At 69.7% G+C, this 22,383-nt stretch carries 21 protein-coding genes and 1 tRNA gene; 7 read left to right on the top strand and 15 right to left on the bottom strand.

The genetic code is table 11. The features are described 5' to 3' along the window. Positions 1 to 24: 24 nt before the first annotated feature. Entirely contained in the window at positions 25 to 849 is an 825-nt protein-coding gene (locus AC4D16_RS01595; protein ID WP_490953710.1) for an undecaprenyl-diphosphate phosphatase, read from the bottom strand. Between the two features lie 50 nt (positions 850 to 899). Between AC4D16_RS01595 and AC4D16_RS01590 the strand changes: the two genes are divergently transcribed. After that, positions 900 to 1,835 carry an aldo/keto reductase gene (locus AC4D16_RS01590; protein ID WP_490953709.1) on the top strand — a complete coding sequence of 312 codons (936 nt, stop codon included), beginning with the start codon at positions 900 to 902 and terminating at the stop codon, positions 1,833 to 1,835. Positions 1,836 to 1,898: 63 nt separating this feature from the next. Here the strand turns inward: AC4D16_RS01590 and AC4D16_RS01585 are convergent, their stop codons facing one another. Next, positions 1,899 to 2,297 carry a primosomal protein gene (locus AC4D16_RS01585; protein ID WP_490953708.1) on the bottom strand — a complete coding sequence of 133 codons (399 nt, stop codon included), beginning with the start codon at positions 2,295 to 2,297 and terminating at the stop codon, positions 1,899 to 1,901. Between the two features lie 41 nt (positions 2,298 to 2,338). Here AC4D16_RS01585 and AC4D16_RS01580 point away from each other — a divergent pair, with 41 nt between their 5' ends. Continuing rightward, positions 2,339 to 2,572 (top strand): DUF5703 family protein, encoded by a 234-nt coding sequence (locus tag AC4D16_RS01580; RefSeq protein ID WP_490953707.1) that lies wholly within the window; start codon positions 2,339 to 2,341, stop codon positions 2,570 to 2,572. A gap of 69 nt (positions 2,573 to 2,641) precedes the next feature. Here AC4D16_RS01580 and AC4D16_RS01575 read toward each other — a convergent pair whose 3' ends face one another. Both AC4D16_RS01575 and AC4D16_RS01570 read right to left on the bottom strand, forming a co-directional pair. After that, positions 2,642 to 3,826: an acyl-CoA dehydrogenase family protein gene (locus tag AC4D16_RS01575; protein WP_490953706.1), complete on the bottom strand. Its 1,185-nt coding sequence runs from the start codon at positions 3,824 to 3,826 to the stop codon at positions 2,642 to 2,644. Between the two features lie 13 nt (positions 3,827 to 3,839). Then, positions 3,840 to 5,141: a M20/M25/M40 family metallo-hydrolase gene (locus AC4D16_RS01570; protein ID WP_490953705.1), complete on the bottom strand. Its 1,302-nt coding sequence runs from the start codon at positions 5,139 to 5,141 to the stop codon at positions 3,840 to 3,842. Between the two features lie 635 nt (positions 5,142 to 5,776). Here AC4D16_RS01570 and AC4D16_RS01565 point away from each other — a divergent pair. Both AC4D16_RS01565 and AC4D16_RS01560 read left to right on the top strand, forming a co-directional pair. Then, positions 5,777 to 6,187: a hypothetical protein gene (locus tag AC4D16_RS01565; RefSeq protein WP_490949187.1), complete on the top strand. Its 411-nt coding sequence runs from the start codon at positions 5,777 to 5,779 to the stop codon at positions 6,185 to 6,187. A gap of 141 nt (positions 6,188 to 6,328) precedes the next feature. Continuing rightward, on the top strand, positions 6,329 to 6,595 hold the full coding sequence (locus tag AC4D16_RS01560; RefSeq protein ID WP_490949188.1) for a hypothetical protein: 267 nt from the start codon (positions 6,329 to 6,331) through the stop codon (positions 6,593 to 6,595). A gap of 225 nt (positions 6,596 to 6,820) precedes the next feature. Here AC4D16_RS01560 and AC4D16_RS01555 read toward each other — a convergent pair whose 3' ends face one another. From AC4D16_RS01555 to AC4D16_RS01520, 8 genes are all read right to left on the bottom strand, one after another. Continuing rightward, the gene (locus tag AC4D16_RS01555) at positions 6,821 to 7,948 is read right to left on the bottom strand and encodes a hypothetical protein (protein WP_490953704.1); all 1,128 of its coding nucleotides are present in this window, start codon (positions 7,946 to 7,948) and stop codon (positions 6,821 to 6,823) included. A gap of 279 nt (positions 7,949 to 8,227) precedes the next feature. Continuing rightward, the gene (locus AC4D16_RS01550; RefSeq protein ID WP_490949190.1) at positions 8,228 to 8,404 is read right to left on the bottom strand and encodes a hypothetical protein; all 177 of its coding nucleotides are present in this window, start codon (positions 8,402 to 8,404) and stop codon (positions 8,228 to 8,230) included. A gap of 128 nt (positions 8,405 to 8,532) precedes the next feature. Next, positions 8,533 to 8,616, bottom strand: a tRNA-Leu gene (locus AC4D16_RS01545). A 113-nt stretch (positions 8,617 to 8,729) separates the two neighbouring features. Continuing rightward, positions 8,730 to 9,959, bottom strand: a complete 1,230-nt coding sequence (locus AC4D16_RS01540; RefSeq protein ID WP_490953703.1) for a kynureninase — start codon at positions 9,957 to 9,959, stop codon at positions 8,730 to 8,732. Between the two features lie 101 nt (positions 9,960 to 10,060). After that, positions 10,061 to 11,029 (bottom strand): trypsin-like serine peptidase, encoded by a 969-nt coding sequence (locus AC4D16_RS01535; RefSeq protein WP_490953702.1) that lies wholly within the window; start codon positions 11,027 to 11,029, stop codon positions 10,061 to 10,063. 151 nt (positions 11,030 to 11,180) lie between these two features. Next, a complete protein-coding gene (locus AC4D16_RS01530; protein ID WP_490953701.1) occupies positions 11,181 to 12,101 on the bottom strand; it encodes a MaoC family dehydratase in 921 nt (306 codons plus the stop codon). Continuing rightward, on the bottom strand, positions 12,098 to 13,474 hold the full coding sequence (locus tag AC4D16_RS01525) for a 3-oxoacyl-ACP reductase (protein WP_490953700.1): 1,377 nt from the start codon (positions 13,472 to 13,474) through the stop codon (positions 12,098 to 12,100). Before AC4D16_RS01525 ends, AC4D16_RS01530 begins: the two co-directional genes overlap by 4 nt. Beyond that, on the bottom strand, positions 13,474 to 14,802 hold the full coding sequence (locus AC4D16_RS01520) for an acetyl-CoA C-acetyltransferase (protein ID WP_490949195.1): 1,329 nt from the start codon (positions 14,800 to 14,802) through the stop codon (positions 13,474 to 13,476). Before AC4D16_RS01520 ends, AC4D16_RS01525 begins: the two co-directional genes overlap by 1 nt. 61 nt (positions 14,803 to 14,863) lie before the next feature. Here AC4D16_RS01520 and AC4D16_RS01515 point away from each other — a divergent pair, with 61 nt between their 5' ends. Together AC4D16_RS01515 and AC4D16_RS01510 are read left to right on the top strand one after the other, a co-directional pair. After that, positions 14,864 to 15,619, top strand: coding sequence for a TetR/AcrR family transcriptional regulator (locus AC4D16_RS01515; protein ID WP_490953699.1), 756 nt, complete (start codon positions 14,864 to 14,866; stop codon positions 15,617 to 15,619). Between the two features lie 87 nt (positions 15,620 to 15,706). Further along, positions 15,707 to 17,887 (top strand): acyl-CoA dehydrogenase family protein, encoded by a 2,181-nt coding sequence (locus AC4D16_RS01510; RefSeq protein ID WP_490953698.1) that lies wholly within the window; start codon positions 15,707 to 15,709, stop codon positions 17,885 to 17,887. A 65-nt stretch (positions 17,888 to 17,952) separates the two neighbouring features. Here the strand turns inward: AC4D16_RS01510 and glgA are convergent, their stop codons facing one another. Further along, positions 17,953 to 19,146: a glycogen synthase gene (glgA, locus tag AC4D16_RS01505; protein ID WP_490953697.1), complete on the bottom strand. Its 1,194-nt coding sequence runs from the start codon at positions 19,144 to 19,146 to the stop codon at positions 17,953 to 17,955. Positions 19,147 to 19,283: 137 nt separating this feature from the next. On the opposite strand from glgA, the gene glgC reads away from it, so the two are divergent. Continuing rightward, on the top strand, positions 19,284 to 20,528 hold the full coding sequence (glgC, locus tag AC4D16_RS01500) for a glucose-1-phosphate adenylyltransferase (protein ID WP_490953696.1): 1,245 nt from the start codon (positions 19,284 to 19,286) through the stop codon (positions 20,526 to 20,528). Positions 20,529 to 20,583: 55 nt separating this feature from the next. On the opposite strand, the gene AC4D16_RS01495 is transcribed toward glgC, so the two are convergent. Both AC4D16_RS01495 and AC4D16_RS01490 read right to left on the bottom strand, forming a co-directional pair. Next, complete coding sequence (locus AC4D16_RS01495) at positions 20,584 to 21,435, bottom strand: transglutaminase family protein (protein WP_490953695.1); 852 nt, start codon at positions 21,433 to 21,435, stop codon at positions 20,584 to 20,586. Beyond that, the gene (locus AC4D16_RS01490) at positions 21,432 to 22,358 is read right to left on the bottom strand and encodes an alpha-E domain-containing protein (RefSeq protein ID WP_490953694.1); all 927 of its coding nucleotides are present in this window, start codon (positions 22,356 to 22,358) and stop codon (positions 21,432 to 21,434) included. The genes AC4D16_RS01495 and AC4D16_RS01490 overlap by 4 nt, the downstream gene beginning before the upstream one ends. Positions 22,359 to 22,383: the final 25 nt, after the last annotated feature.

Here is a 22,383-nt window from a genome sequence, read left to right as displayed (position 1 = left end):
TACGGCCTGCGCGCCGGGCCGATGTCAGGCGCTGATGACGCCGAACCCGAGCAGGGCGTAGAGCCCCAGCCCGAGCAGGATCCGGTACCAGACGAAGAGCCCGTAGCCCCGGGTGGTGACGTAGCGGAGGAACCAGCCGATGATCGTGAAGCCCACCACGAAGGCGACGAGCGTGGCGAGCGCCGTCTCCGGCAGAGCGTACGGACCGGGCTCGTCGTAGCTCTTGACGAGCTGGTACACGCCGCTGCCGAACACCGCGGGGATGGCCAGCAGGAAGGAGTAGCGGGCTGCCGCTTCCCTCGTGTAGCCCATCAGCAGGCCGGCGGTGATGGTTCCCCCCGAGCGCGACACGCCCGGAATGAGGGCCAGCGCCTGTGCGAGGCCGTAGAGGATGCCGTGCCGGTAGCTGAGGCTCGTGAGCTCGCGGGACTGTGTTCCCACCCGCTCGGCGACCGCGAGGATCAGCCCGAAGACGATCAACATGGTGGCCACGATCCACATGCTCCGGAACGTCCCCTCGATCTGGTCCTGGAACAGCAGGCCGAGGATCACGATCGGCACGCTGCCGAGGATCACGAGCCACCCCATCCGGGCATCCGGGTCGTTCCGCGACACCGTGCCCCGCAGGGCGCCGAACCAGGCCTTCACGATCCGCACGATGTCCCGCCAGAAGAAGACGACGACGGCCGTCTCCGTCCCGAGCTGGGTGATGGCGGTGAACGCGGCACCCGGATCCTCGGCGCCGGGCAGGAACTCACCGACGATCCGGAGGTGTGCGCTGGACGAGATGGGGAGGAACTCCGTGAGGCCCTGGATGAATCCGAGAATGACTGCTTCTATCCATTGCACGCTTACGACCCTAAGCCATCACGCGGGGCGGAGGCCCTAGGCTGAGGTCCATGCAGCGGCGAAACGTGGGAGCGAGCGGCCTGACGGTCTCGACTCTGGGACTCGGCACCATGACCTGGGGTCAGGACGTGACCGAGGAAGCCGCGCGGGAGCAGCTCCGGCTCTTCGCGGACGCGGGCGGCACGCTCGTCGAGACCGCTGCCCGGTACGGCGAGGGCCGGGCCGAAGCCATGCTCGGTACGTTCATCAACGACGTCGTGGCCCGCTCCGAGCTGGTGCTCGTGGTCCAGGGCGGCACCACGCGGTCCGGGAGCCGCCGCGTCGACGCCTCCCGCCGAGGACTGCTCGACTCGCTCGACGCCTCCCTCTCCCTGCTCGGCACCGATCACGTCGACGTGTGGCTCGCGCCCTCCCCCGACGCCGCCGTGCCCCTGCAGGAGACTCTCAGCGCGCTCGAGGCCGCCTACGCCAGCGGCCGCGCGAGGTACGTGGGTGTGTCGAACTACTCGGGCTGGGAGTTCGCACGCGCAGCGGCGACGGCGCGGTGCCCCCTGCTCGTGAACGACGTCGAATACTCCCTCATCCACCGCGGGGCCGAGCGGGAGATCATCCCGGCGGCCGACGCCGTGGGCGCCGCGGTCCTCGCCTGGGGTCCGCTCGGTCGCGGCGTGCTCACGGGGAAGTACCGCGGGCGCATCCCGTCCGAGTCCCGGGGCGCGTCGGACCTGTGGGCGCCGTACGTGGAGCCGTACCTCAGCGGCAAGCCCCAGCGCATCACGGAAGCCCTGTGCACCGCCTCGCGGGGCCTGGACCTGCAGCCGCACGAACTGGCACTGCGCTGGCTCCTGCACCGGCCCGGCGTCGCATCGGCGATCGTCGGCGCGCGGACTCCCCAGCAGCTCAAGGAGATCCTCCACACCGCGGACGCTCCTGTTCCGGAGCCCATCGCAGAGGTGCTCGACGAGGTCTCGGCCCTGCTGCCCTAGCGAGAGCCCGGACTGGCGGTGATCACGATCGGGCCGTCCGAGCTGCCCTCAGCCACCTGACGCTCAACCTTCGGAGTCTGCCCCGGTCAGCCGTGCTGCGTCCTCAGACCCGGCAGCCCGCGATTCGTCGTCGCGACCCTCGCCCTGACTGCCGCCAGCAACGGAGTCCTGATCAGGGTCCAGGTCCTCGCCGTCCTGCTGGTCGTCGTCATCCTCGTCGCGTTGGTCGTCGTCGCGCTCGTCATCCTCATCGTCATCGGACTCCTCGTAGATCTCGAGCGGAGTCACCTCGCCGAAGGCGTCGTAGAGGGCTTCCTCGTACACCTCGAAGGCATCCGCGATGGCGAGATACGCGGCTTCGACCGCGGGATCGTCCTCCCTGCGTCGTGATGCCGACGCCGCGAGGTGCTCCTCGAGAGCCGTCACGAGGGACTGGAGCGCGACACGCGGATCAATGCTCATGGCCTAGACGTTATCGGTAAAGTGAAGGGAATTGGAGGAATATGCGACAGCACTTTGTGAACACGAAGGTCATCCGCGAGCGTGATTACGGGCGGCAGTACGAGTACCTCGTCCTCACCGTCAACGCCGGTGAACCCCTGCCCGCGGCGCGGAAACTCATCACCGAACACGCCGAGTACGGCAAGTGGGAACTCGAGCGGAGCTGCATCTTCATGGGCGGTGGCAGGCGCTACTGGCTGCGACGAAAGGTCCTGCGCGTCGAGCGCACCGCCTGACGCCGAGCTCACCGCGTCGCGGTCGAAGGCACTGCCCCGTCGTAGGGACGTCGGCGAGCGCCCACGTCCCTACGACGCCGGCGGCCCGAGAAGCCAGGTAGCGACAGTGGCCCGAGCCGATTCCTCCGTGGACGGATGGAACTGACCGGCCAGGGCGTCCCGGTGCAGGCGAGCCTCCTCGGACGCGGCCGAGAACCCCGATCCCCCTCCGAGGTGCAGGGCGGTCGACGTCGCCTCGACAGCGGCAGCGACGGCATGCGTCTTGAGCGTCACGAGTCGGGCGAACCAGGCGGGATCGTCCACGTCGTCGTCGAGATCCTGCGCGACCGCGCGCAGTTCGGCCGCCGCGCCGGTGGCCGTCATGGCCGCTCGGGCCAAGCGGTCCCGCAACACCGGGTCCGCCGCGTGGGACTTCCCCGTGGTCCGGCTGGTGCGGCGCTCGAGCCTCCGGGCTGCGAGGTGCAGCGCCCGGTCGGCGATCCCGAGGTACACGGCCCCGATCAGCGTCTCGAAGGCCGCGAAGATCCCGAACACGAGGAGGTCCGGGTTCTGCCCCACCGGCAGGCGACGGAAGACGGCGTCCTCGGGTACCCGCACGTCCTCGAGGCGCGTCGTGTTCGACTGCGTGGCGCGCATACCCAGCGGGTTCCAGTCCTCGACGGTGACGACCCCGGGTGTGCCGCGCGGCACGAAGGCGTGGACGAGGACGTCCTCACCATCGGACCTGGCGTCGGACCCTGCATCGGACGCCGGCAGCTTCCCGAAGACGCTGAGGTGCGTCCACACCGGTGACAGGCTCGTGAACACCTTCGTGCCGGTGAAGCTGTAGCCCCCTGCTGTCCGTGTCACGCGCGTGAGCGAGTCGAACAGCACGGCGTCGTTACGGGGCTCGGACACGCCGAAGGCGAACACGTCGCCGCGCGCCGCCCCCTCCAGGACGAAGCCGAGCGAATGGTCCCCCCGTCCGGCGAGGAGACCGGCGACGGCGGTCCAGATCAGGTGCATGTTCGTCCCGAGGGCGGTGGCGGGCCCTGCCGCCGCGAGGCGCCGCTGGCACTGCGCGGCCAGGGCCATGCCGCCCGTGGTCCCGGGTGGCGTGTCCACCAGCAAGCGGAGGTAGCCCACGGCCCGTAACTCCTCGAAGTCCTCGTGGAAGAACGTGTTGGTCGTGTCGTGACCGCCTGCACGTGACCGCGCGCGCTCCAGCAGGTCCTCCGGGAGGAGCTCGGCCGCGCGGGCCGCCGCCGTCGTCATCGGTGGGCCGGCCTCAGTAGGTCGTGAGGAGCCGGGCGAGCACCTTGGCGCCGAAGCGCAGCGACTCGGTCGGTACGCGCTCGTCGACGCCGTGGAACATCCCCGTGAAGTCGAGGTCGTCCGGCAACTGCAGGGGCGCGAAGCCGTAGCCGGTGATGCCGAGCCGGCTGAGGGACTTGTTGTCCGTGCCGCCCGAGAGCGTGTACGGGAGCACTTTCGCCCCCGGGTCCTCCGCGTGCAGGGCGTCGATCATGGAATCCACGAGGTTCCCGGCGAACGGCACCTCGAGCGAAGTGTCCTTGTGCTCGTAGGTGACCTTCACGTGCTCGCCCGCGAGCCCGCGGATGATCTCGAGTACCTGGTCCTGCTGACCGGGCAGGGTCCGGACGTCGATCAGCGCCTCGGCGGTGCCCGGGATGACGTTGTGCTTGTAACCGCTCCTGAGGACGGTGGGGTTCGCGGTGTTCTGCAGAGTTGCGCCCACGAAGCGCGCCACCGTACCGAGTTCCTTCAGGAGGAGGTCCGGGTTGTCGGGGTCGAACTCGACCCCCGTGAGTTCCGTGACCCCGTCGAGGAACTGACGCGTGGTCGGCGTGAGCTCGATGGGCCACCTGTGGTCACCGATCCGCGTGACGGCCCGGGCCAGCGCCGTGACCGCGTTGTCGGTGTTGATCTGCGACCCGTGCCCCGCCCTGCCGTGGGCCACGAGCCGCAGCCAGGAGATCCCCTTCTCGGCCGTCTGCAGCAGGTAGGTGCGCTGCCCGCCGATCGTGGCGGAGAATCCACCGACCTCCGAGATGGCTTCCGTGGCACCCTCGAAGATCTCCGGCTTGTTGTCGACGAGCCAGGAGGCGCCGTACGCACCGCCCGCCTCCTCGTCGGCGAAGAACCCGAAGATCAGATCCCGTTGGGGCCGTACGCCGTCGCGCTGCATGGCACGCAGGACGGACAGGATCATGGCGTCCATGTCCTTCATGTCCACGGCGCCCCGGCCCCAGATGAGGCCGTCCTTCTCCTCACCACCGAAGGGATCGACCGTCCAGTCCTCCTTCTGCGCGGGGACGACGTCGAGGTGTCCGTGCACCACGAGGGCGGGGAGCGACGAGTCCGTGCCCTCCATACGCGCGACGACGGACGTGCGGCCGGGAGCGGCCTCGAACAGCTGCGTCGTGAGGCCCACCTCCTCGATGAGGCCCGCCGTGTACTCGGCGGCCTGCCGCTCCCCCGGGCCCTCGTTGGTGCCGAAGTTGGAGGTGTCGAACCGGATCAGTTCCTGGCAGATGCGCACGACGTCGTCTTCGGGGGTGATGCCCACGGGGTCCTCCTGGGGTAGCGGTGTCCGCTCCAGCCTACCGAGAGACGCCCGGTCGGGTGCAGGTGTCCGTTCTCCGGGCTCGCGCACCACGCTGCCGGATCTGGAAAGGACGAAGCGCCGTGTCAGGTCTCTCATACCCCCTGGTCGTGCTGCCCGGATGTAACGGCATGAACTGCAGCGGCGAGCACGTTGTATGCTTGTTCGGCGGACTCGCCCCACACATGTGGACTGGCGGGTCCACCTGTTTAAGGAAGGCCCCGGGTGGGCCGAGAGACTGGGGCATCATGAGCAAGAACCTCAACCGGAGGCTGTCCGCGACTGCCATCGCCATGATCGGCGCAGTGACCTTCGGAGCACCCGCAGCGTCAGCCGCGGAGCTGTGCCGGACCGACGGCAACGGAATCACCGTCTGCCAGGACGATGTCCCAGCGGCCGTGTATCCCGCCACGGTCATTCCCTCGGCGCCGACCCCCGAGCCCGTGACAACACCCACGGTGAATGAGCCCACGGTGGCGCCTATCACGCCAACTCCTTCGCCGGCTCCAGACCAGACGCCCACGCCCAGCCCGGCTCCAGTCCAGACGCCCACGCCCAGCCCGGCTCCGGAGGTCGTCCCAACGCGTACGCCAGCGCCTGTGGAGACCACACCGGCCCCGACTCCCCCGGCGGCGCCTGCACCTGCGCCGGTGCAGCAACTCCCCGAGTACCAGCCGTTGCAGCCGGTCGGCCCCTCACTCCTTCCCCCGGGCGCCCCGCTGCCCGAGCCGATCATCGAAGAGGTCGTCCCGGTGGAGGAACCAGCTCCTGCCGAGGAGACGGTCGCGCCCGCGAAGCCGGCACCTGCAGCGAAGCCGTCGGCACGTCCCTCACCTAGTACGAGCCCGGCTCCGTCGGCGTCCGCCACCTCGTCCGCAGAGCCCGTGGCGCTCGAACGGACCGATGCGCAGCAGGGCCCGAACCTCCCGCTGCTGGCCGGGTGCGCCGTCGTGATCCTGGGCTGCCTCTTCGGACTGGCGAAGGTCATAGGACTCCCCGGAGCCCGCTGAGCACGGCAGCGAGCACCGGCGGCCGGTGACAACCCGCGCCCTCTTCATCCTTCAGGTCATGCGAGCTGAACTGTGACCGAGTCGATACGTGTCGTTCGTCGCACCGATACTTCGTCACCGGAGACTTGGAGCATGGCTCTCATGGGGATAGAAACGGCACGACCGTCGCAGTGGATCAAGGACAATCGGGGCGCTCTGCCGTCCACCATCGCGCTGGCCGCGGTAGCTGCTTTCTGGGTGGTGGGAGCGGCTGGCGGGGTTCACTATCTGGCCTCGGTCAGCTCGCCCATGGCGCTGCTCACCGGGCTCTACGTCGGCCTGGCCGCGGTGGCCGTCTCCATCATCGTCGCAACTCTGGCAGTCAACAGCCTGGTGGCTCGGTACTCGAGGGCGCGCGGCAGTCGCTGACTCCTAGCCGGACGACAGGGTATCGCTCGCCGTCGTCGTGGTGGCGGTGCGGGCTCTGTACCGGGTGGAGAAGTCCCTGATCCACGTGTTCAACCGCGTCGCAGGCATCTTGTCGCATGCGTTGCCGTAGTAGCCCGGGTAGGGGTGTACTCGATGTCCAGCAGCCCGGGGAGCGTCTTTCCGTCACCTCACCGACCTCCCCCGCTGCCGAAGGCTGACCGCCGTCTAGTCCTCGTCAGTGACCTCGCCGAGGTACTGGATGGTGAGCACCGGAGAGTCCATCTCGTCGGTCCCGGCGACGAGGGCGACGTAGGCCTTCTCGCCCTCGAAGCCGGGTGCGACGTAGTGATAGCTCTTCCACGCCGGGTGTTCGGCGGCGCCGTGCCAGGCGGTGTACAGCAGGAGCTCCTCCCACTCGGAGTCCGGCGCCAGCCCGGTGAATCCCAGCGCGTCGAGAACCTGCAGCTCGACGGCGACCGGACACAGGAAGTAGTACCGGGACGCGTACGGGCTCATGTCGACGAGGGCTCCGCCGTGTAGGGCCTCAAGCCGTGCTGCACCCGGGTACTTCTCCGGTACCTCGCTGGTGACCTGGTGCTCGAGAAGGTCAATCTGTTCCGTCGTGAGCTGGCCCTCGGGGTGCAGGTACGGATTCACGCGCGATGCGGCATCGAAGGGCTCGAACCAGCTGTCGGCAGAGTCTGAGCGGTCCTCGGGCGACAGGTGGTAGGCCTTCCGGAGGACCGTCGCGTCGTCAAGCAGCCCGACCATGATCCGGTCGATCTCGACCGATCCGAGGCGGGTCCCGTACTCGGCGTCAGCGTGCCGGACCCCCTTCCGGGCGAAGCAATAGACGGCGAGCTCGTGGGCGAAGGTCCTTGCACCGTCCCAGCCCATCTCGAGGTCCGCGGCGACTTCAGCCAGGACGACGGCGAAGCGTTGCAGGAATTCGAACGTGTAGTGGTTCCGGTAGGCCGGTGGCAAGGTGTCCACCACGCGGGCGGCAGCTGAGGTGATGTAGGCAGCCGGGTCCGTCCCGTCAGCCTGGAGTGAGCGCACGGCATAGATGTCGTCGAAGATCCCCTCCAGGACGATCGGGATGGAGCGGCGCAGGCATCCGCGGAGCAGCTGAGCGAGGACGAGGGCCCGCAGCCGGGCCTCCGGGGAGTCGTAGTTGGACGCCGGCAGCTGGCCGTCCTCGTCGAGCTGCATGCGGCCGATGCACTCACCCTGCAGCTCGGGCCCACCGAAGTAGCCGAGCAGGGTGAGGTCGACGCCCTCGAGCCTCCGGCCTTCGTTGACCAGGTCGATCTGGCGGGGAGTGAGATTCTGCGGGTCGATCTGCGGTACCACTGCGCTCCTTGCTAGGGATGGCGTCAGACTAACAGCGGCCCGACCGCGGTGGCCGGTGCACCCATCTGTCATCTCCTGCTGGCAGCTTCGCCGTCCGGACGCCACACTGCCAGCACCTCAGACCGTGCTCAGCGCCACGGCCGTCAACCGCGTTCAACCAGAGCATGGGTCGCCTCGCCGACGATCGGACGCCGGCTGCATCGCGCAACTCCGTCAGTGGGATCCTCAGTGCCACGAAGAAGCCCCCGAGCGCGGTCCCACTCGGCGAAGACTCGCATCCTACGCCGTCGTCACCGCCGTCGGACTGTGAGCTGAAGTCTGGTTGCCGGCCTCGATTGGGGCCCCGCCGGCGGCTCTCACCTCGGCGCAGCTCGCGAGGATGCCGGCAATGGCGTCATGCTTGACGGCCGTCATCCAGAGGTCGGACGTAGCCTTCGCTTCGGTCTGCAGCGGCATGTACTAGCAGCGGAACGCCTTGCGTCGGAGAGTGTCATGGGAGCCGATTCCCGACACTCACGTGGTTCGAGCGGCTGACCGCGTGGTTCAGGGCACAAAAAAACCCCGGCGAACCGGGGTCTTTTCTGTGCGCGGAGGGGGACTTGAACCCCCACCCTCAATAAGAGGACTAGCACCTCAAGCTAGCGCGTCTGCCATTCCGCCACCCGCGCGGGTGGTATCTCGCGGTCGAAACCGGCGAAAGCAACGAGAGAAACTCTAACACGAGATGAGCGCTCCACCGACATCGGCGGACGTCCCCGCGGGTGTGGCGCGGGGACTTCAGTCACTGGTCCGGAAGGCGCTCCGAGATTGCGTCGAGGGCGACGGCGACCTCGCCGAAGGTCGTGGTCAGCGGGGACAGCCCGAGCCGTATGCCGCTCGGGTTGCGGTAGTCGGGGATCACGCCGTCGGCCCAGAGGTCCGGCACCATCGACGCGAAGGCCGGGTGGTCGATGGTGATGTGCCCACCGCGCTGGGCAGCCGCTCGGGGCGACGCGAGGACGACCCCCCGGGGCGCGAGGAACTCGTCGACGGCGTCCACGGCGAACGCCGTGAGCTGCTCCGACTTCGCGCGGACGGCGGTCATCCCCACCGATTCGAGGAGCGCGAGCATGTCCTGCATCGCGAGCATCCCGATGATGGGTGGCGTACCGGAGACGAGGCGCCGGATGCCGTCCGCCGGCTGGTAGGCGGACCCCATGGCGAACGGGTCCGCGCTGCCGAGCCACCCGAGGATCGGCTGATCCAGCGACACATGATGCCGCTCGGCCACGTAGGCCCAGGCCGGGGCTCCCGGGCCGCCGTTGAGGTACTTGTAGCTGCAGCCCGCTGCGAAGTCCACGTCCCAGGCGTCGAGCTCGGCGGATACCGAACCGACGGAGTGGCTGAGGTCCCACAGGACGAGCGCTCCGGCGTCGTGCGCCACGCGCGTGATGCCCGGGACGTCGGCGACGAAGCCCGAGCGGTACGCCACATGGCTGAGCAGCACCAGCGCGGTCTGCGGTCCGACGACCGCGGCGACGTCCTCCGGCGTCGCACCGCCGTCGTACGCGACGTCGATCCAGCGCAGGGTCAGCCCGCGCTCGGCGGCGATGCCCTCGACGATGAAGCGGTCGGTGGGGAAGTTGTCGCGGTCGATCACGATCTCCGTGCGGTCCGGGCGGGCGGCGACGGCGGCGCGGGCCAGCTTGTAGAGCAGCACGCTCGTCGAATCGGCGACCACGCACTGACCCGCCGCCGCACCGAGCGTGACCCTGCCGAGTTGGTTGCCGATACGCTCGCCGAGCGTCAGCCAGCCGTCGTCCCAGCCGCGGATGAGCCTGCCTGCCCACTGCTCCTGCACGAAGGCCGTGAGGGATTCGACGGTCGCGGCGAGCGGGCGCCCGAGCGAATTCCCGTCGAGGTAGGACCGCACGGCGGGGTCGTCCGTGCCGATGAACAGGGCGCGGTGGTGAGCGAGGGGATCTGCGGCATCGAGCGCTGCGGCACGTGCCGTGAGGGAGGGGCCGATCATGGCCCCCAGTCTAGGCGGGGGTACCCCGGTGGCCGTCGACGCAAACGGGCGGCCCCCGTCGAGGGGACCGCCCGATCACTGCGTTCGGGAAATGCGTTCGATCAGCGGCTGGCCGCCGTGCTGTAGGCGGCCTGGATGGAGCTGCCGAAGTACGGGCCGTACATGACGTTCTTCTGGCTGGTGTAGCCGAAGCTGTTGACCGAGTTCTGCGTGCCACCGGAGCCCGATCCGACGAACCAGGGCCCGCCCGAGGATCCGCCGGTCATGTCGCAGGGGATGCCCTGGGACAGGGTGCCGCCGAGACGGTCCGCCGATGCGGTGCCGCTGCAGCTGTAGAGGCGCTCGCCGTTGAAGGGCGAGGCGGCCGGGTAGCCGTAGGCAGTGTACGAGAGGTTGCGGGCGAGGTTGAAGCCGATGCTGGAGGCCCCGACAGTCGCCGAGAGCGTGCGGCCGTTGACGGTGTTCACGACCGCGAAGGCGCCGTCGTAGCTGATGTCGTTGCGGGAGACCCACTCGCTGGCGGCGTGCAGCGAACGGGCGGCGAAGCGACCGTAGGGCGCGGAGCCGTTGCTGTAGGCCGGGACGAACACGAAGTTGGTGACGAAGCCCGTGGAGAGGTCGTGCACGCAGTGACCCGCGGTGGCGACGACGCTCTGGTTACCGCTCTGCACGGAGTTGCCGGAGCAGACGTAGTTTTGGCCGCCCTGCGTGAAGAAGACCTTGCCGATCTTCGGCACGGCGGTCTGGGCGACGGCGTTCGGCTGGACGACGGGGTCCTTCGGCGCCTTCGCCACGGTCTCCTTGCCTCCCTTCGGCATGATGGAGCGGCCCTCGGCGGCCCAGCCGGAATTGATGGTGTTGGCGGGCTTGGCGTTCTTCATCCTGTCCGCGGTCCAGTAGGCGTCCAGTTCGGCCTGGCTCTGGTTCTGCGCGTGCGACACGGTGGTGCCGGCTGCGGAGCCGGTCGGCTCCTGGGTGGGCGCTGCCTGGACGGGACCTGCTGCCATCAGCACTGATGCGAGCAGGGCCGACGCGGTGAGCAGACCGGCTTTGAGACCTCGAGAGTTCACGAAACTCCTCTTTCCATACGGGGGCAGCCTTCGTGGCTGGTTCCCGGAGTCTCTCCCGCCCGCCGGCTGACCGGCCAGCCGGAGGAGCGACTTCGGGGGAACTGCCCCTGAAAATCGCTCCTCCTCTGGACAGGCGGCGGGTGGCGTGGAACTATTTCGCGCGCACCCGGCCCGAGAAGTGTTGGCGCTGCCGCTTCGCCGACCAGGCGACGACGTCCACGAGGGTCCCGTCGCCGTCGCGAGTCCGCGCGAAGGAGGTGGTAACGGCGCCGGGCAGCAGCACGGGCGTCGCGAAGTCGATGCGCCAGTCGAGCGCTCCCTCCGGGGCGGGAGCCGCTTGCTGGACCATGCGGGCGGCCAGGTACATGCCGTGGGCGATCAGCGTCTTCATGCCGAGCGCCTTGGCCGCCACGGCGTTCAGGTGGATCGGGTTCCAGTCCCCGGAGACGGCGGCGTACCGTCGGCCGGTCCCCGCGTCGAGACGCCACAGCCCGGTGGGGACCGGAGGAACGAAGGAAGCCCGCTCGCCGCCCGAGCCCGCGCCCGTCGCGGACACCGTCGGTTCTCCCTCGAGGCGGATCCCGCGGGCGAGGTACACGGACCGGCCCGTCCAGACCGTCTCGCCGGAGACGCCCACCTCCGTGACGACGTCCACCTGCGTCCCCGAGGCGTGGGCGCGGAGACCCTCGGCCCGAGCCACGACGTCGAGCTCCTCGAAGGCGCCGACGGGACGTGTCTGGTGGACCTCGTTGCTGAGGTGCACCATGCCGAGCAACGGCAGGGGGAAGTCCGGGCGGGCCAGCACGCTCATCATCACGGGGAAGGCGACCGTGTGGACGTAGGCGGACGGCAGTACGTCGCGAGCAGCCGCACCGATCAGGTGCTGGAAGCGCGTGAGGTCGGCGAGGTCCACACGGACGCCGTCGACCCGGTGACGGACCGCCGGCAGGCCGGGACGGACGGCGGACGACGACGGCGTGACCCGCCGGCGCGCGGCGGTCGCCAGGGCGCTGCCGTAGAGCCCGGGCAGGCTGGGCATGCCGAGGACGACGTCGGTGGGTGCGCCGGTCATGCGCCCACCAGGTTCTGCCCGCAGACGCGCAGCACCTGCCCGTTGATGCCGGCGGCGGTGCCGGAGGCGAGGAAGGCGACGGTCTCGGCGACGTCGATCGGGAGGCCGCCCTGCTGCAGGCTGCTCAGCCGCCGGGCCACCTGCCGTGTGAGGGCCGGGATCTTCGCGGTCATGTCCGTCTCGATGAAGCCGGGGGCCACCGCGTTGACGGTCCGTCCGCTGCCCGCGGAGGCGGCCGCCTGCGCCCGCACCATCCCGATCACGCCCGCCTTGGATGCGGCGTAGTTGCTCTGCCCGCGGTTGCCGGCGATGCCGCTGGTGGAAGCAAGGCTGATGATCCGTCCGGTCTCCGAGAAGACCGGCGAGGCGAGGAACTGCTCGTTCATGCGCAGCTGCGAGGCGATGTTGACGGCGATGACGGAGTTCCACCGCGCGGCATCCATGTTGGCCAGAAGCTTGTCCCGCGTGATACCGGCGTTGTGCACCACGATGTCGAGGCTCCCGAACCGCTGCTGCACGTGGTCGAGGATGCGCGCTGCGGCGTCCTCCGCCGTGATGTCCAGCTGCAGCGCCGTACCGCCCACACGGTTCGCGACGGCAGCGAGTTGCTCGCCGGCAGCCGGGACGTCGACGGCGACGACGCGAGCGCCGTCACGTGCCAGGACCTCGGCGATCGTGGCGCCGATCCCCCGGGCGGCACCCGTGACCACCGCGATCCTCCCGGTGAGGGGCTGGTCCTCGACTCCCTCCCCCTCTGCCGCGGTGGCTGCCGCGAGATCGGTGATGCTCCCCGACGGCGTCGGCGCGACCTCGATGAACTGACCGTCCACGTAGGCACTCCTGCCCGAGAGGAAGAACCGGAGGGCGCCGAGCGCGGTGGGGTCGGTCGTGGTGGCATCGCCGCGCAGGATGATGCCGTTGGCGGTCGCCCCTCCCCGCAGTTCGTGGGCGACCGAGCGCAGTGCGCCGTCGATCCCCTGGCGGGCCGCGGCCTGCGCAGGTCCGGAGGCGTCGGCGGCGGAGCGGAGGATGCCCACCACACGCCCGCCCGGGACGAGCAGCCTCACGGCCTGGCCCAGTTCGAGCATCGGGGCGGCGAGATCGGCCGGCTCGGTCGCGGCGTCGAGGACGACGACGGCGGCGCTCAGCTTCTCGCCGGGCAGCACGTGACGCCGCACCTCGATGTCCCAGCCGAGCAGCACGTCGGCGAGCGCCTCGGCTCCCGCGCCGGCTCCCGCGACCAGGACCGGCAGCGGTGCGAGCACCTCACCGGGGGCGTACCGGCGCAGGACCGAGGGCCGGGGCAGGCCGAGCGCCTTCGCGATCCTCGCGGGCAGTGGCGTGTTGACGAGGTCCAGGTAGGCGTCGGCCATCAGTTCCTCGCTTCCAGGATCGCGACGACGCCCTGCCCGCCCGCGGCGCACACCGAGATGAGGCCGCGTCCGCCCTTCTCCGACAGGGTCTTCGCGAGGGAGGCGACGATGCGCCCGCCGGTGGCGGCGAAGGGGTGCCCGGCGGCGAGGGAGGAGCCGTTGACGTTGAGCTTCGAGCGGTCGATGCTGCCGAGCGCTCCCGGGAGCCCGAGCACGCGCCGGCAGTAGTCCTCGTCCTCCCAGGCCGCGAGGGAGCTGAGCACCGTCCCGGCGAAGGCCTCGTGGATCTCGAAGAAGTCGAAGTCCGCGAAGGTGAGCCCGTTGCGCGCCAGCAGACGCGGCAGCGCGTGGACCGGGGCCATCAGCAGGCCCTCCTCGCCGTGCACGAAGTCCACCGCGGCTGCCTCGGCGTCCACGACGTTCGCGAGCATGGGGAGGTTGTTGGCGCGTGCGTAGTCCTCGCTGCCGAGGAGCACGACGGCGGCGCCATCGGTCAGCGGGGTCGAGTTCCCGGCGGTCATGGTGGCCGGGGTGTCGAGGGTCTTCCCGAACACGGGCTTCAGGGTGGCGAGCTTCTCGGGAGAGGTGTCCGCGCGGAGATTGGCGTCACGCGTCAGGCCCCGGTAGGGCGTCATGAGGTCGGCGAAGAACCCCCGCTCGTAGGCCGCGGCGAGGTTGCGGTGGCTCAGGTAGGCCAGCTCGTCCTGGGCCTCGCGCGTGACCTGCCAGGCCGCCGTCGTGATGGCCTGGTGCTCCCCCATGGACAGGCCGGTGCGGGGCTCCCCCGTGCCGGGCGCGTTGGGCGAGAGGTCCTTGGGCCGCAGGGTGCTGAGGATGCGGACCTTCTGCTGCGTGGTCTTCGCCCGGGAGAGGTCGAGCAGCACGCGGCGCAGGCCCTCGCTGACGGCGATGGGCGCGTCCGACGCGGAATCGACACCGCCGGCGATCCCCGACTCGATCTGGCCGAGCTTGATCTTGTTGGACAGCCCCACCACGGTCTCGAGCCCCGTCGCGCAGGCCTGCTGGAGGTCGTAGGCGGGGGTCTCGGGCGACAGCGCGGAGCCGAGCACGGCCTCGCGGGTGAGGTTGAAGTCACGCGAGTGCTTGAGGACGGCACCCGCGGCCACCTCACCGATGCGCTCGCCCTGGAGCCCGAAGCGGGCCACGAGGCCGTCGAGTGCCGCGATGAGCATGTCCTTATTGGACGAGTACGCGTAGGCACCGCCCGACCGAGCGAAGGGGATGCGGTTGCCGCCGATGACGACCGCGGGGCGGACGGCGGTCTGCGGTGACGGGGCGGCAGTGGACGCGCCTGTCTGCTCTGACATGAGGAACTCCTGAAGCGTCGGGGGATTACCGATACCTACCGTACCTGATACGCTGAGTATCATGAACTCTGCCCCTGCTGCGACGCGCCTCTCCCCCGGCGTACCCGCGGACGTGCCGGCGGTTCCCGACGGACGGTCCAGCCGCTGGGAGGAGCACCGGGCCGAACGGCGACGTCAGCTGATCAAGACGGCGAGGCGGGCCATCGACCGGCTCGGCGCCGGAGCCTCCATGGAGGACATCGCCACCGCGGCGGACACCTCGAAATCCGTGTACTACCGCTACTTCGGGGACAAGACCGGCCTGCAGCGGGCCATGGCCGAGGTGGTGACGGGCCAGATGCAGCAGAAGATCCGCGACGCCGCCCGGACGGCCTCCACCCCCCGCGAGGGACTCCACGCGATGGTGCTCGCCTATCTCCAGATGGCGCGGACCTCCCCCAACGTCTACGCCTTCGTCACGCGCGTGGGGGGCGCCGAGTCGACCACGGCCGACGACGGCGCCCAGGACCCCCTCGCCCATTTCCTGGCCGCGATCACAGAGATGATCTCGCGCCCCATGCGGGCGTACCTGCTGTCCCCGGACCGGCCGTCCGGACCGGACGACGCCGCCCCGGAGTTCTGGCCCGCGGCCGCCATCGGCATGATCCGCGCTGCAGGTGAGACCTGGCTGTCCGCCCCCGACGTCCCCGGGAAGCCGACCGAGGAGCAGATGGCACGGCACCTCACCGGCTGGCTCTTCGACGGCATCAGCCGCTACGAGGCCTCCACCGCCACCGGGGACGCGACCGGACACACGACCGGGAGCGCCGGACCATGAGCGCCGGACCATGACCGCGGCCCCCCGTACACGCACTCTCCAGATCCACCCGTTCAGCACCGCCCCACGCACCGCGAAGGACACGCCATGACGCAGACCATCTCCCGGCCCCAGCAGATCCCCGCGACCGTCGACATCACGGACGACGAGCGCGCCACCGTCGACACCGCCGAGCTCGGGGAGCTCCTGCTCGGGAAGTGGGCCCACGTCCGCCGCCAGGCACGCGAACTCGCGGGACGCCCCGAGGTCCACAAGATCGAGGGTCTGACGCACCACGAGCACCGCCGCCGCTGCTTCGACCAGCTGCACTACCTGGTGGAGCAGAAGGCCGTGCACCGCGCGTTCCCGAAGGCGTTCGGCGGCGACGACGACCACGGCGGGAACATCGCGGGCTTCGAGGAACTCGTGGTGGCCGATCCCTCGCTCCAGATCAAGTCCGGCGTGCAGTGGGGGCTGTTCGGCTCCGCCGTCATGCACCTCGGCACCGAGAAGCACCACGAGGCATGGCTCCCGGGCATCATGTCCATGGAGATCCCCGGCTGCTTCGCCATGACCGAGACCGGCCACGGCAGCGACGTCGCCAGCATCGCGACGACCGCCACCTTCGACCCCGCGACCGACGAGTTCGTCATCGACACGCCCTTCCGTGCGGCGTGGAAGGACTACATCGGCAACGGCGCGATCGACGGCCGGGCAGCCGTCGTCTTCGCGCAGCTGGTCACCAACGGGGTGAACCACGGCGTCCACGGGTTCTACGTGGAGCTCCGCCACAAGGACGGCACGTTCAAGCCGGGTATCGGTGGCGAGGACGACGGCGTGAAGGGCGGCCTGAACGGCATCGACAACGGCCGCCTGCACTTCACGGGCGTCCGCGTCCCGCGCACCCACCTCCTGAACCGCTACGGGAACGTCGCGGAGGACGGCACCTACTCCTCCCCCATCGCCTCGCCGGGGCGCCGCTTCTTCACCATGCTCGGCACGCTCGTGCAGGGTCGGGTCTCGCTCGACGGCGCGGCCGTCGCCGCCAGCAAGCTCGCGCTCACCGCCGCGATCACCTACTCGACGGAGCGCCGTCAGTTCAATGCGTCGTCGGACCTGAAGGAGGAGGTGCTGATGGACTACCAGCGGCACCAGCGGCGGCTCCTGCCGCGCCTCGCGGCCACCTATGCGGCGTCCTTCGCGCACGAGGAACTCCTCGAGAAGTTCGACGGCGTCTTCTCCGGCGCGCACGACACCGACGAGGATCGCCAGGACCTCGAGACCCTCGCCGCCGCGCTCAAGCCCCTGAGCACCTGGCTGGCGCTGGACACGCTGCAGGAGTGCCGCGAGGCGACCGGCGGCCAGGGCTTCCTCATCGAGAACCGCTTCGCGTCGCTCCGGGCCGATCTCGACGTCTACGTCACCTTCGAGGGTGACAACACCGTTCTCCTGCAGCTCGTGGCCAAGCGCCTGCTGACGGACTACGCCAAGGAGTTCAAGGGCGTCGACTTCGGGGTCCTGGCCCGCTACGCGGTGTCGCAGGCCGCCGGCCGGACGCTGCACCGTTCCGGGCTGCGTCGGGTTGCGCAGACCGTCGCGGACACCGGCTCGGGCAAGAAGTCCGCGATCGCGCTGCGCGACGAGTCCACGCAGCAGGAGCTCCTCCGCGACCGCGTGCAGACCCGCGTCGCCGAGCTCGCGGGGATGCTGCGCGGAGCGAAGGGCATGTCGCAGGAGAAGGCCGCGGCGCTGTTCAACGAGCACCAGAACGAACTGATCGAGGTGGCCTACGCGCACGCCGAACTGCTGCAGTGGGAAGCGTTCACGCGCGCCCTCACGAGGATCGAGGACCCGGGCACACGCGAGGTCCTCACGCGACTGCGTGACCTCTTCGGGCTGTGCCTGATCGAGAAGGACCTCGCCTGGTTCCTGATGAACGGGAGGCTGTCCTCACAGCGCGCCCGCACCCTCGACGGCTACATCAACCGCCTGCTCGCGAAGATCCGTCCGCACGCCCTCGATCTCGTGGACGCGTTCGGGTACGGACCGGAGCACCTGCGGTCCGCCGTCGCGAGCGGCGCCGAGCGGGAACGCCAGGAGGAGGCGGCCGAGTACATGCGGCGGCGCCGTGCGAGCGGTGACGCCCCGATGGACGAGAAGACGCTGCTGGCCCGCGAGGCGAAGAGCGCCAAGGCGTCCAAGAAAGGCGCCTCCGCAGCTCCCCGTGGCGCGACGTCGACCACGACCCTGAAGGCCACGAAAGCAGCCCGGGCCCGAGCGCTGCGCTGACGACCCGCTGCGGGGTCCGCAGGGTCGACGGTCCGGTGTTCCCGGTGGCGCCGGCGTCTCGGGTGCTACAGGACCCCGCGGTAGACACCCAATGTCGTCTCGGCGATCGAACCCCAGTCGAAGTGGCGCTCGGCGCGGGCCCTGCCCGCGGCGCCCATCGCCGATGCCCTCGCCGGGTCCTCGAGCAGGGCGGTGAGCGCCGCGGCGAAATCGGAGACGAACGCCTCGGCGTCGAGCGGTGTGCCCGTCCCGTCCTGGACCTGCTCGAGCGGAACGAGCGTACCGGTCACGCCGTCGTCGACGACCTCGGGGATGCCGCCGGTGGCTGAGGCGACGACGGCCGCGCCGCACGCCATGGCCTCGAGGTTCACGATCCCGAGGGGTTCGTAGATGGACGGGCACGCGAAGACCGTCGCGTGGCTGAGGATCTGGATGACCTCGCGCCGCGGGAGCATGCGCTCGATGAGGATCACGGATCCGCGGCGCTCGCGGAGGTCGGAGATCAGTGCGTCCGTCTCGGCGGCCAGGGCGGGAGTGTCCGCGGCGCCCAGGCACAGGACCAGCTGCACGTCGGCCGGCAGCAGCGCAGCCGCGCGGAGAAGATAGGGAACACCCTTCTGGCGGGTGTTCCGGCCCACGAACACCACGCTGGGGCGGTCGGGGTCGATGCCGTGGGCGCGGAGGGCGTCGTCGTCCTCGTCGCGCGTCCACTGCGTCACGTCGATGCCGTTGTGGACCACGTGCACCTTCGCCGGGTCCACGTCCGGGTAGCTGCGGAGGATGTCCGTGCGCATGCCGGCCGAGACGGCGATGACTGCCGCTGCCGCCTCGTAGGACGTCTTCTCCACCCAGGAGGACAGCGCGTATCCGCCGCCCAGCTGCTCGGCCTTCCAGGGGCGCAGCGGTTCGAGGCTGTGGGCGCTGAGCACGTGCGGGATCCCGTGCAGGAGCGAGGCGAGATGGCCGGCCATGTTGGCGTACCAGGTGTGGGAGTGGACCAGGTCCGCGCCGGCCATGGCCTGCAGCATCTCCAGGTCCGTGCCGAGGGTCTGCACCGCGGCGTTGGCGTCGGCGAGTCCGTCCGGCACCCCGTAGGACCGCACCGTGGCACCGTGGTAGTCCTCCGGGCGGGGGGACCCGAAGGCGTGGATCCGCAGGTCCACCTGCGGTGCCAGCACCCGGCTCAGCTCGGCGACGTGCACCCCAGCCCCTCCGTAGATCTCCGGCGGGAACTCCTTGCTCACAATGTCTACTCGCACGCATCCCAACGTAGTGCAGTGTCACGGAGTCCTCTAGTGTGAAGGAAACGGGCCGGTTCCCGGACCGTGTGGACCTACGCTCGGTCGATCACTGACTGACGAGAAGCACAACACTCAAGGAAGAGCGGGGGTCGCAAGTGGCACCGAAGAAAGTACTGGCCGTGGTGTTGGCCGGCGGGGAGGGCAAGCGGCTGATGCCGCTGACCGCGGACAGGGCCAAGCCGGCCGTCCCGTTCGCCGGGAGCTATCGGCTCATCGATTTCGCGCTCTCGAACCTCGTCAATTCCGGGTACCTCCAGATCGTGGTCCTGACGCAGTACAAGTCCCACAGCCTCGACCGGCACATCTCCGAGACCTGGCGGATGTCCACCCAGTTGCGCAACTACATCGCGTCCGTCCCCGCACAGCAGCGCCGCGGGAAGAGTTGGTTCCTCGGCAGCGCGAATGCCATCTACCAGTCACTGAACCTCATCCACGACGCGCAGCCGGACATCGTGGTGGTGATCGGCGCGGACCACGTGTACCGCATGGACTTCCAGCAGATGGTGGACGCGCACGTGAACAGCGGTGCCAGCGTCAGCGTGGCAGCGGTTCGCCAGCCCATGCACCTCGTCGATCAGTTCGGGGTCATCGAGACCGCCGCGGATGATCCCGGCCGGATCGCCGCCTTCGTGGAGAAGCCCTCCAGCACCCCGGGTCTCCCCGACGATCCCGACAGCTTCCTGGCCTCCATGGGCAACTACGTCTTCACCACCGAGGCGCTCATCCGTGCCCTGGAGGACGACGCCGCCCGCCTCGACACCAAGCACGACATGGGGGGAGACATCATCCCCTACTTCGTCGAGCGCAATGACGCCGCCGTGTACGACTTCACGACGAACGAGATCCCCGGCTCCACCGAACGGGACCGCCAGTACTGGCGCGACGTCGGCACCATGGACTCGTACTACGACGCCAACATGGATCTCATCTCGCCGCTGCCGCTGTTCAATCTGTACAACCTGCAGTGGCCCATCTACACGCGGCAGAGCATCTCGCCCCCGGCGAAGTTCGTGCGGAGCGCCTCCGGCCGCTCGGGCGAGGCACACGACTCCATCGTCTCGGCCGGCGTGGTGGTGTCGGGAGGGGCGGTGCAGACCTCCATCCTCGCCACCGACGTCTTCATCGACGAGGCGGCCGAGGTGACCGGATGCGTGCTGCTCGACAAGGTGAACGTGGGGAAGGGCGCCGTGGTACGCCGGGCCATCATCGACAAGAACGTGCGCATCCCGGCCGGGGCGAGCATCGGCGTGGACCAGGACATGGACCGCAGCCGTGGCTTCTCCGTCACCGACTCCGGCCTCACGATCGTCAGCAAGGGTCAGTCGGTCCCGTCGCCCTGACCCTGCTCGACGTCCGGTGCGCCGCCCTCGGTCGGCGCACCGGACGCATGGCAGTTCAGGCGACGCGCGTGATGGCCACCGTCACGTTGAGGATCGAGCCGCCCCCTCCGGACAGGATGCCCTTCAGCGGCGACACGTCGCGGTAGTCGCGCCCCCGGGCCACGGACACGTGGAAGTCGCTGACCGGACCGCTGTTCGTCGGGTCCCACCCCCGCCACTCGCCGTCGTACCACTCCACCCAGGCGTGTGACTGACCGGCGACCGTCTCGCCGATCTCCGCCGCACGGCGGGGGTGGAGGTAGCCCGAGATGTAGCGGGCGGGGATACCGAGGCTCCGGAGGGCACCGATGGCCACGTGCGCGAGGTCCTGACACACGCCCTTCCGCTCCCGCCAGGCGTCCTGCGCGTTGGTCTGCACCCCGGTGGCGCCCTGGACGTAGTCCATCTCGCTCCGCAGCCAGGCGAACACCGCGCGGGCGGCCTCGTGGGGGCTGACGCCCTCGGCGAGCCCGGCGACCAGCGTGCGCACCTCCTCCCCCGGCTCGCTGAGCGCCGTCTGGGTCAGCCAGTCCGCGAAGTCGTCGGTCAGCGCGGGCGCCGCAAGAGCCTCCCAGGAGAGGATGCCGCCCTCGGCGGGGATCCTCTCGGTCCGGCTGACCTCGACGGTGGAGATCGCCGTGACCTCGAGGTGCTCGTGCGGTACGTGGACGTCGAACGCCGTGACGCGGGTACCCCAGTAGTCGCGGTACGCCGAGACCGCCGCGCTCGAGGGGCTCACCTTGAGGGTGGATTCGAGCACCACCTGTTGCGGGTCCGTCAACGGCGTCATGCGGGCCTCGTTGTAGGACAGCGACACCCGCCGCGGGTAGTCGTAACCGGTGCGGTGCTCGATCAGCAGGCGTGTCATGAGACCTCTCCCACCCAGGACAGCTCGTCCGCCTGGGAAAAGTACGTGCGTGAGACGGCGTCGGACGCCCGGGCACACGCCTTCTGGATGCGCTCCATGTGCTCCGGGAGCTCGGACATCAGGTCCTGGGTCTGGTGGAACTCGAGGAAGGTCCGGGCCTGCCCCACGATGCGCGTGGCGTCGTTGATGAAGCCGACGCGCTGGTAGGCCGGGTTCAACTGCGTGAGGCACTTCTCGGCGTCGCTCAGGGCGTAGACGATGGAGCGCGGGAACAGGCGGTCCAGCAGCAGGAACTCCGCGGCCTGCTGGTCGCCGAAGGACGCGCGGCGCGTCCGCAGGAAGGACTCGTAGGCGCCCGCGCATCGGAGCATGTTGACCCAGGACAGGCCGGCGGCGTGGACGTCGTGCGTCGAGAGCATGCGCGCGGTCATGTCGGCGCGCTCAAGGCTGCGCCCGAGGACCAGGAACTGCCAGGACTCGTCGTGGCTCATGGTGGTGTCGGAGAGTCCCCGCACCATCGCGGTGCGCTCCACGACCCAGTGGCAGAAGCGGTAGGTCCCCACGACGTCCTTGCGGTGCTGCGTGAGCCCGTACCAGGTGGTGTTGAGGCTCTCCCAGACGCTGCTGGACACCGTCTCCCGTGCGCGCCGTGCGTTCTCCCGGGCCGCTCCGAGCGCGCCGGCTATGGACGTGGCACTCGAGCGGTCGTAGGCCAGCGCCTGCATGAGGTCCGAGAGGTCGGTGTCCTCCTCCTCGGGCCGGTTGCCCATCACCCCGAGGAGCTGCCGGGACGTGTCGCGCTGCTGCTGCAGCGGCATCTGGTTGAGCCGCTCGAGGTGCACGTCGAGGATGCGGGCGGTGCCGTCGGCGCGCTCCACGTAGCGGCCGATCCAGAACAGGGACTCAGCGATGCGACTGAGCATGGGGCCTCTTCTCGTATGTCAGGGG

The sequence above is a fragment of the Arthrobacter sp. TJ-236 genome (genome assembly GCF_058269235.1).
The sequence above is the reverse complement of the archived record's forward strand: the minus strand, read 5'-3'. Positions and strand labels throughout refer to the sequence as shown.

Coding starts and splice junctions, on each gene's coding strand:
- AC4D16_RS01590 (WP_490953709.1), top strand. CDS start 900: ATGCAGCGGCGAAACGTGGGAGCGAGCGGCCTGACGGTCTCGACTCTG.
- AC4D16_RS01585 (WP_490953708.1), bottom strand. CDS start 2,297: ATGAGCATTGATCCGCGTGTCGCGCTCCAGTCCCTCGTGACGGCTCTC.
- AC4D16_RS01580 (WP_490953707.1), top strand. CDS start 2,339: ATGCGACAGCACTTTGTGAACACGAAGGTCATCCGCGAGCGTGATTAC.
- AC4D16_RS01575 (WP_490953706.1), bottom strand. CDS start 3,826: ATGACGACGGCGGCGGCCCGCGCGGCCGAGCTCCTCCCGGAGGACCTG.
- AC4D16_RS01560 (WP_490949188.1), top strand. CDS start 6,329: ATGGGGATAGAAACGGCACGACCGTCGCAGTGGATCAAGGACAATCGG.
- AC4D16_RS01550 (WP_490949190.1), bottom strand. CDS start 8,404: ATGCCGCTGCAGACCGAAGCGAAGGCTACGTCCGACCTCTGGATGACG.
- AC4D16_RS01540 (WP_490953703.1), bottom strand. CDS start 9,959: ATGATCGGCCCCTCCCTCACGGCACGTGCCGCAGCGCTCGATGCCGCA.
- AC4D16_RS01530 (WP_490953701.1), bottom strand. CDS start 12,101: ATGACCGGCGCACCCACCGACGTCGTCCTCGGCATGCCCAGCCTGCCC.
- AC4D16_RS01525 (WP_490953700.1), bottom strand. CDS start 13,474: ATGGCCGACGCCTACCTGGACCTCGTCAACACGCCACTGCCCGCGAGG.
- AC4D16_RS01520 (WP_490949195.1), bottom strand. CDS start 14,802: ATGTCAGAGCAGACAGGCGCGTCCACTGCCGCCCCGTCACCGCAGACC.
- AC4D16_RS01515 (WP_490953699.1), top strand. CDS start 14,864: ATGAACTCTGCCCCTGCTGCGACGCGCCTCTCCCCCGGCGTACCCGCG.
- AC4D16_RS01510 (WP_490953698.1), top strand. CDS start 15,707: ATGACGCAGACCATCTCCCGGCCCCAGCAGATCCCCGCGACCGTCGAC.
- AC4D16_RS01495 (WP_490953695.1), bottom strand. CDS start 21,435: ATGACACGCCTGCTGATCGAGCACCGCACCGGTTACGACTACCCGCGG.
- AC4D16_RS01490 (WP_490953694.1), bottom strand. CDS start 22,358: ATGCTCAGTCGCATCGCTGAGTCCCTGTTCTGGATCGGCCGCTACGTG.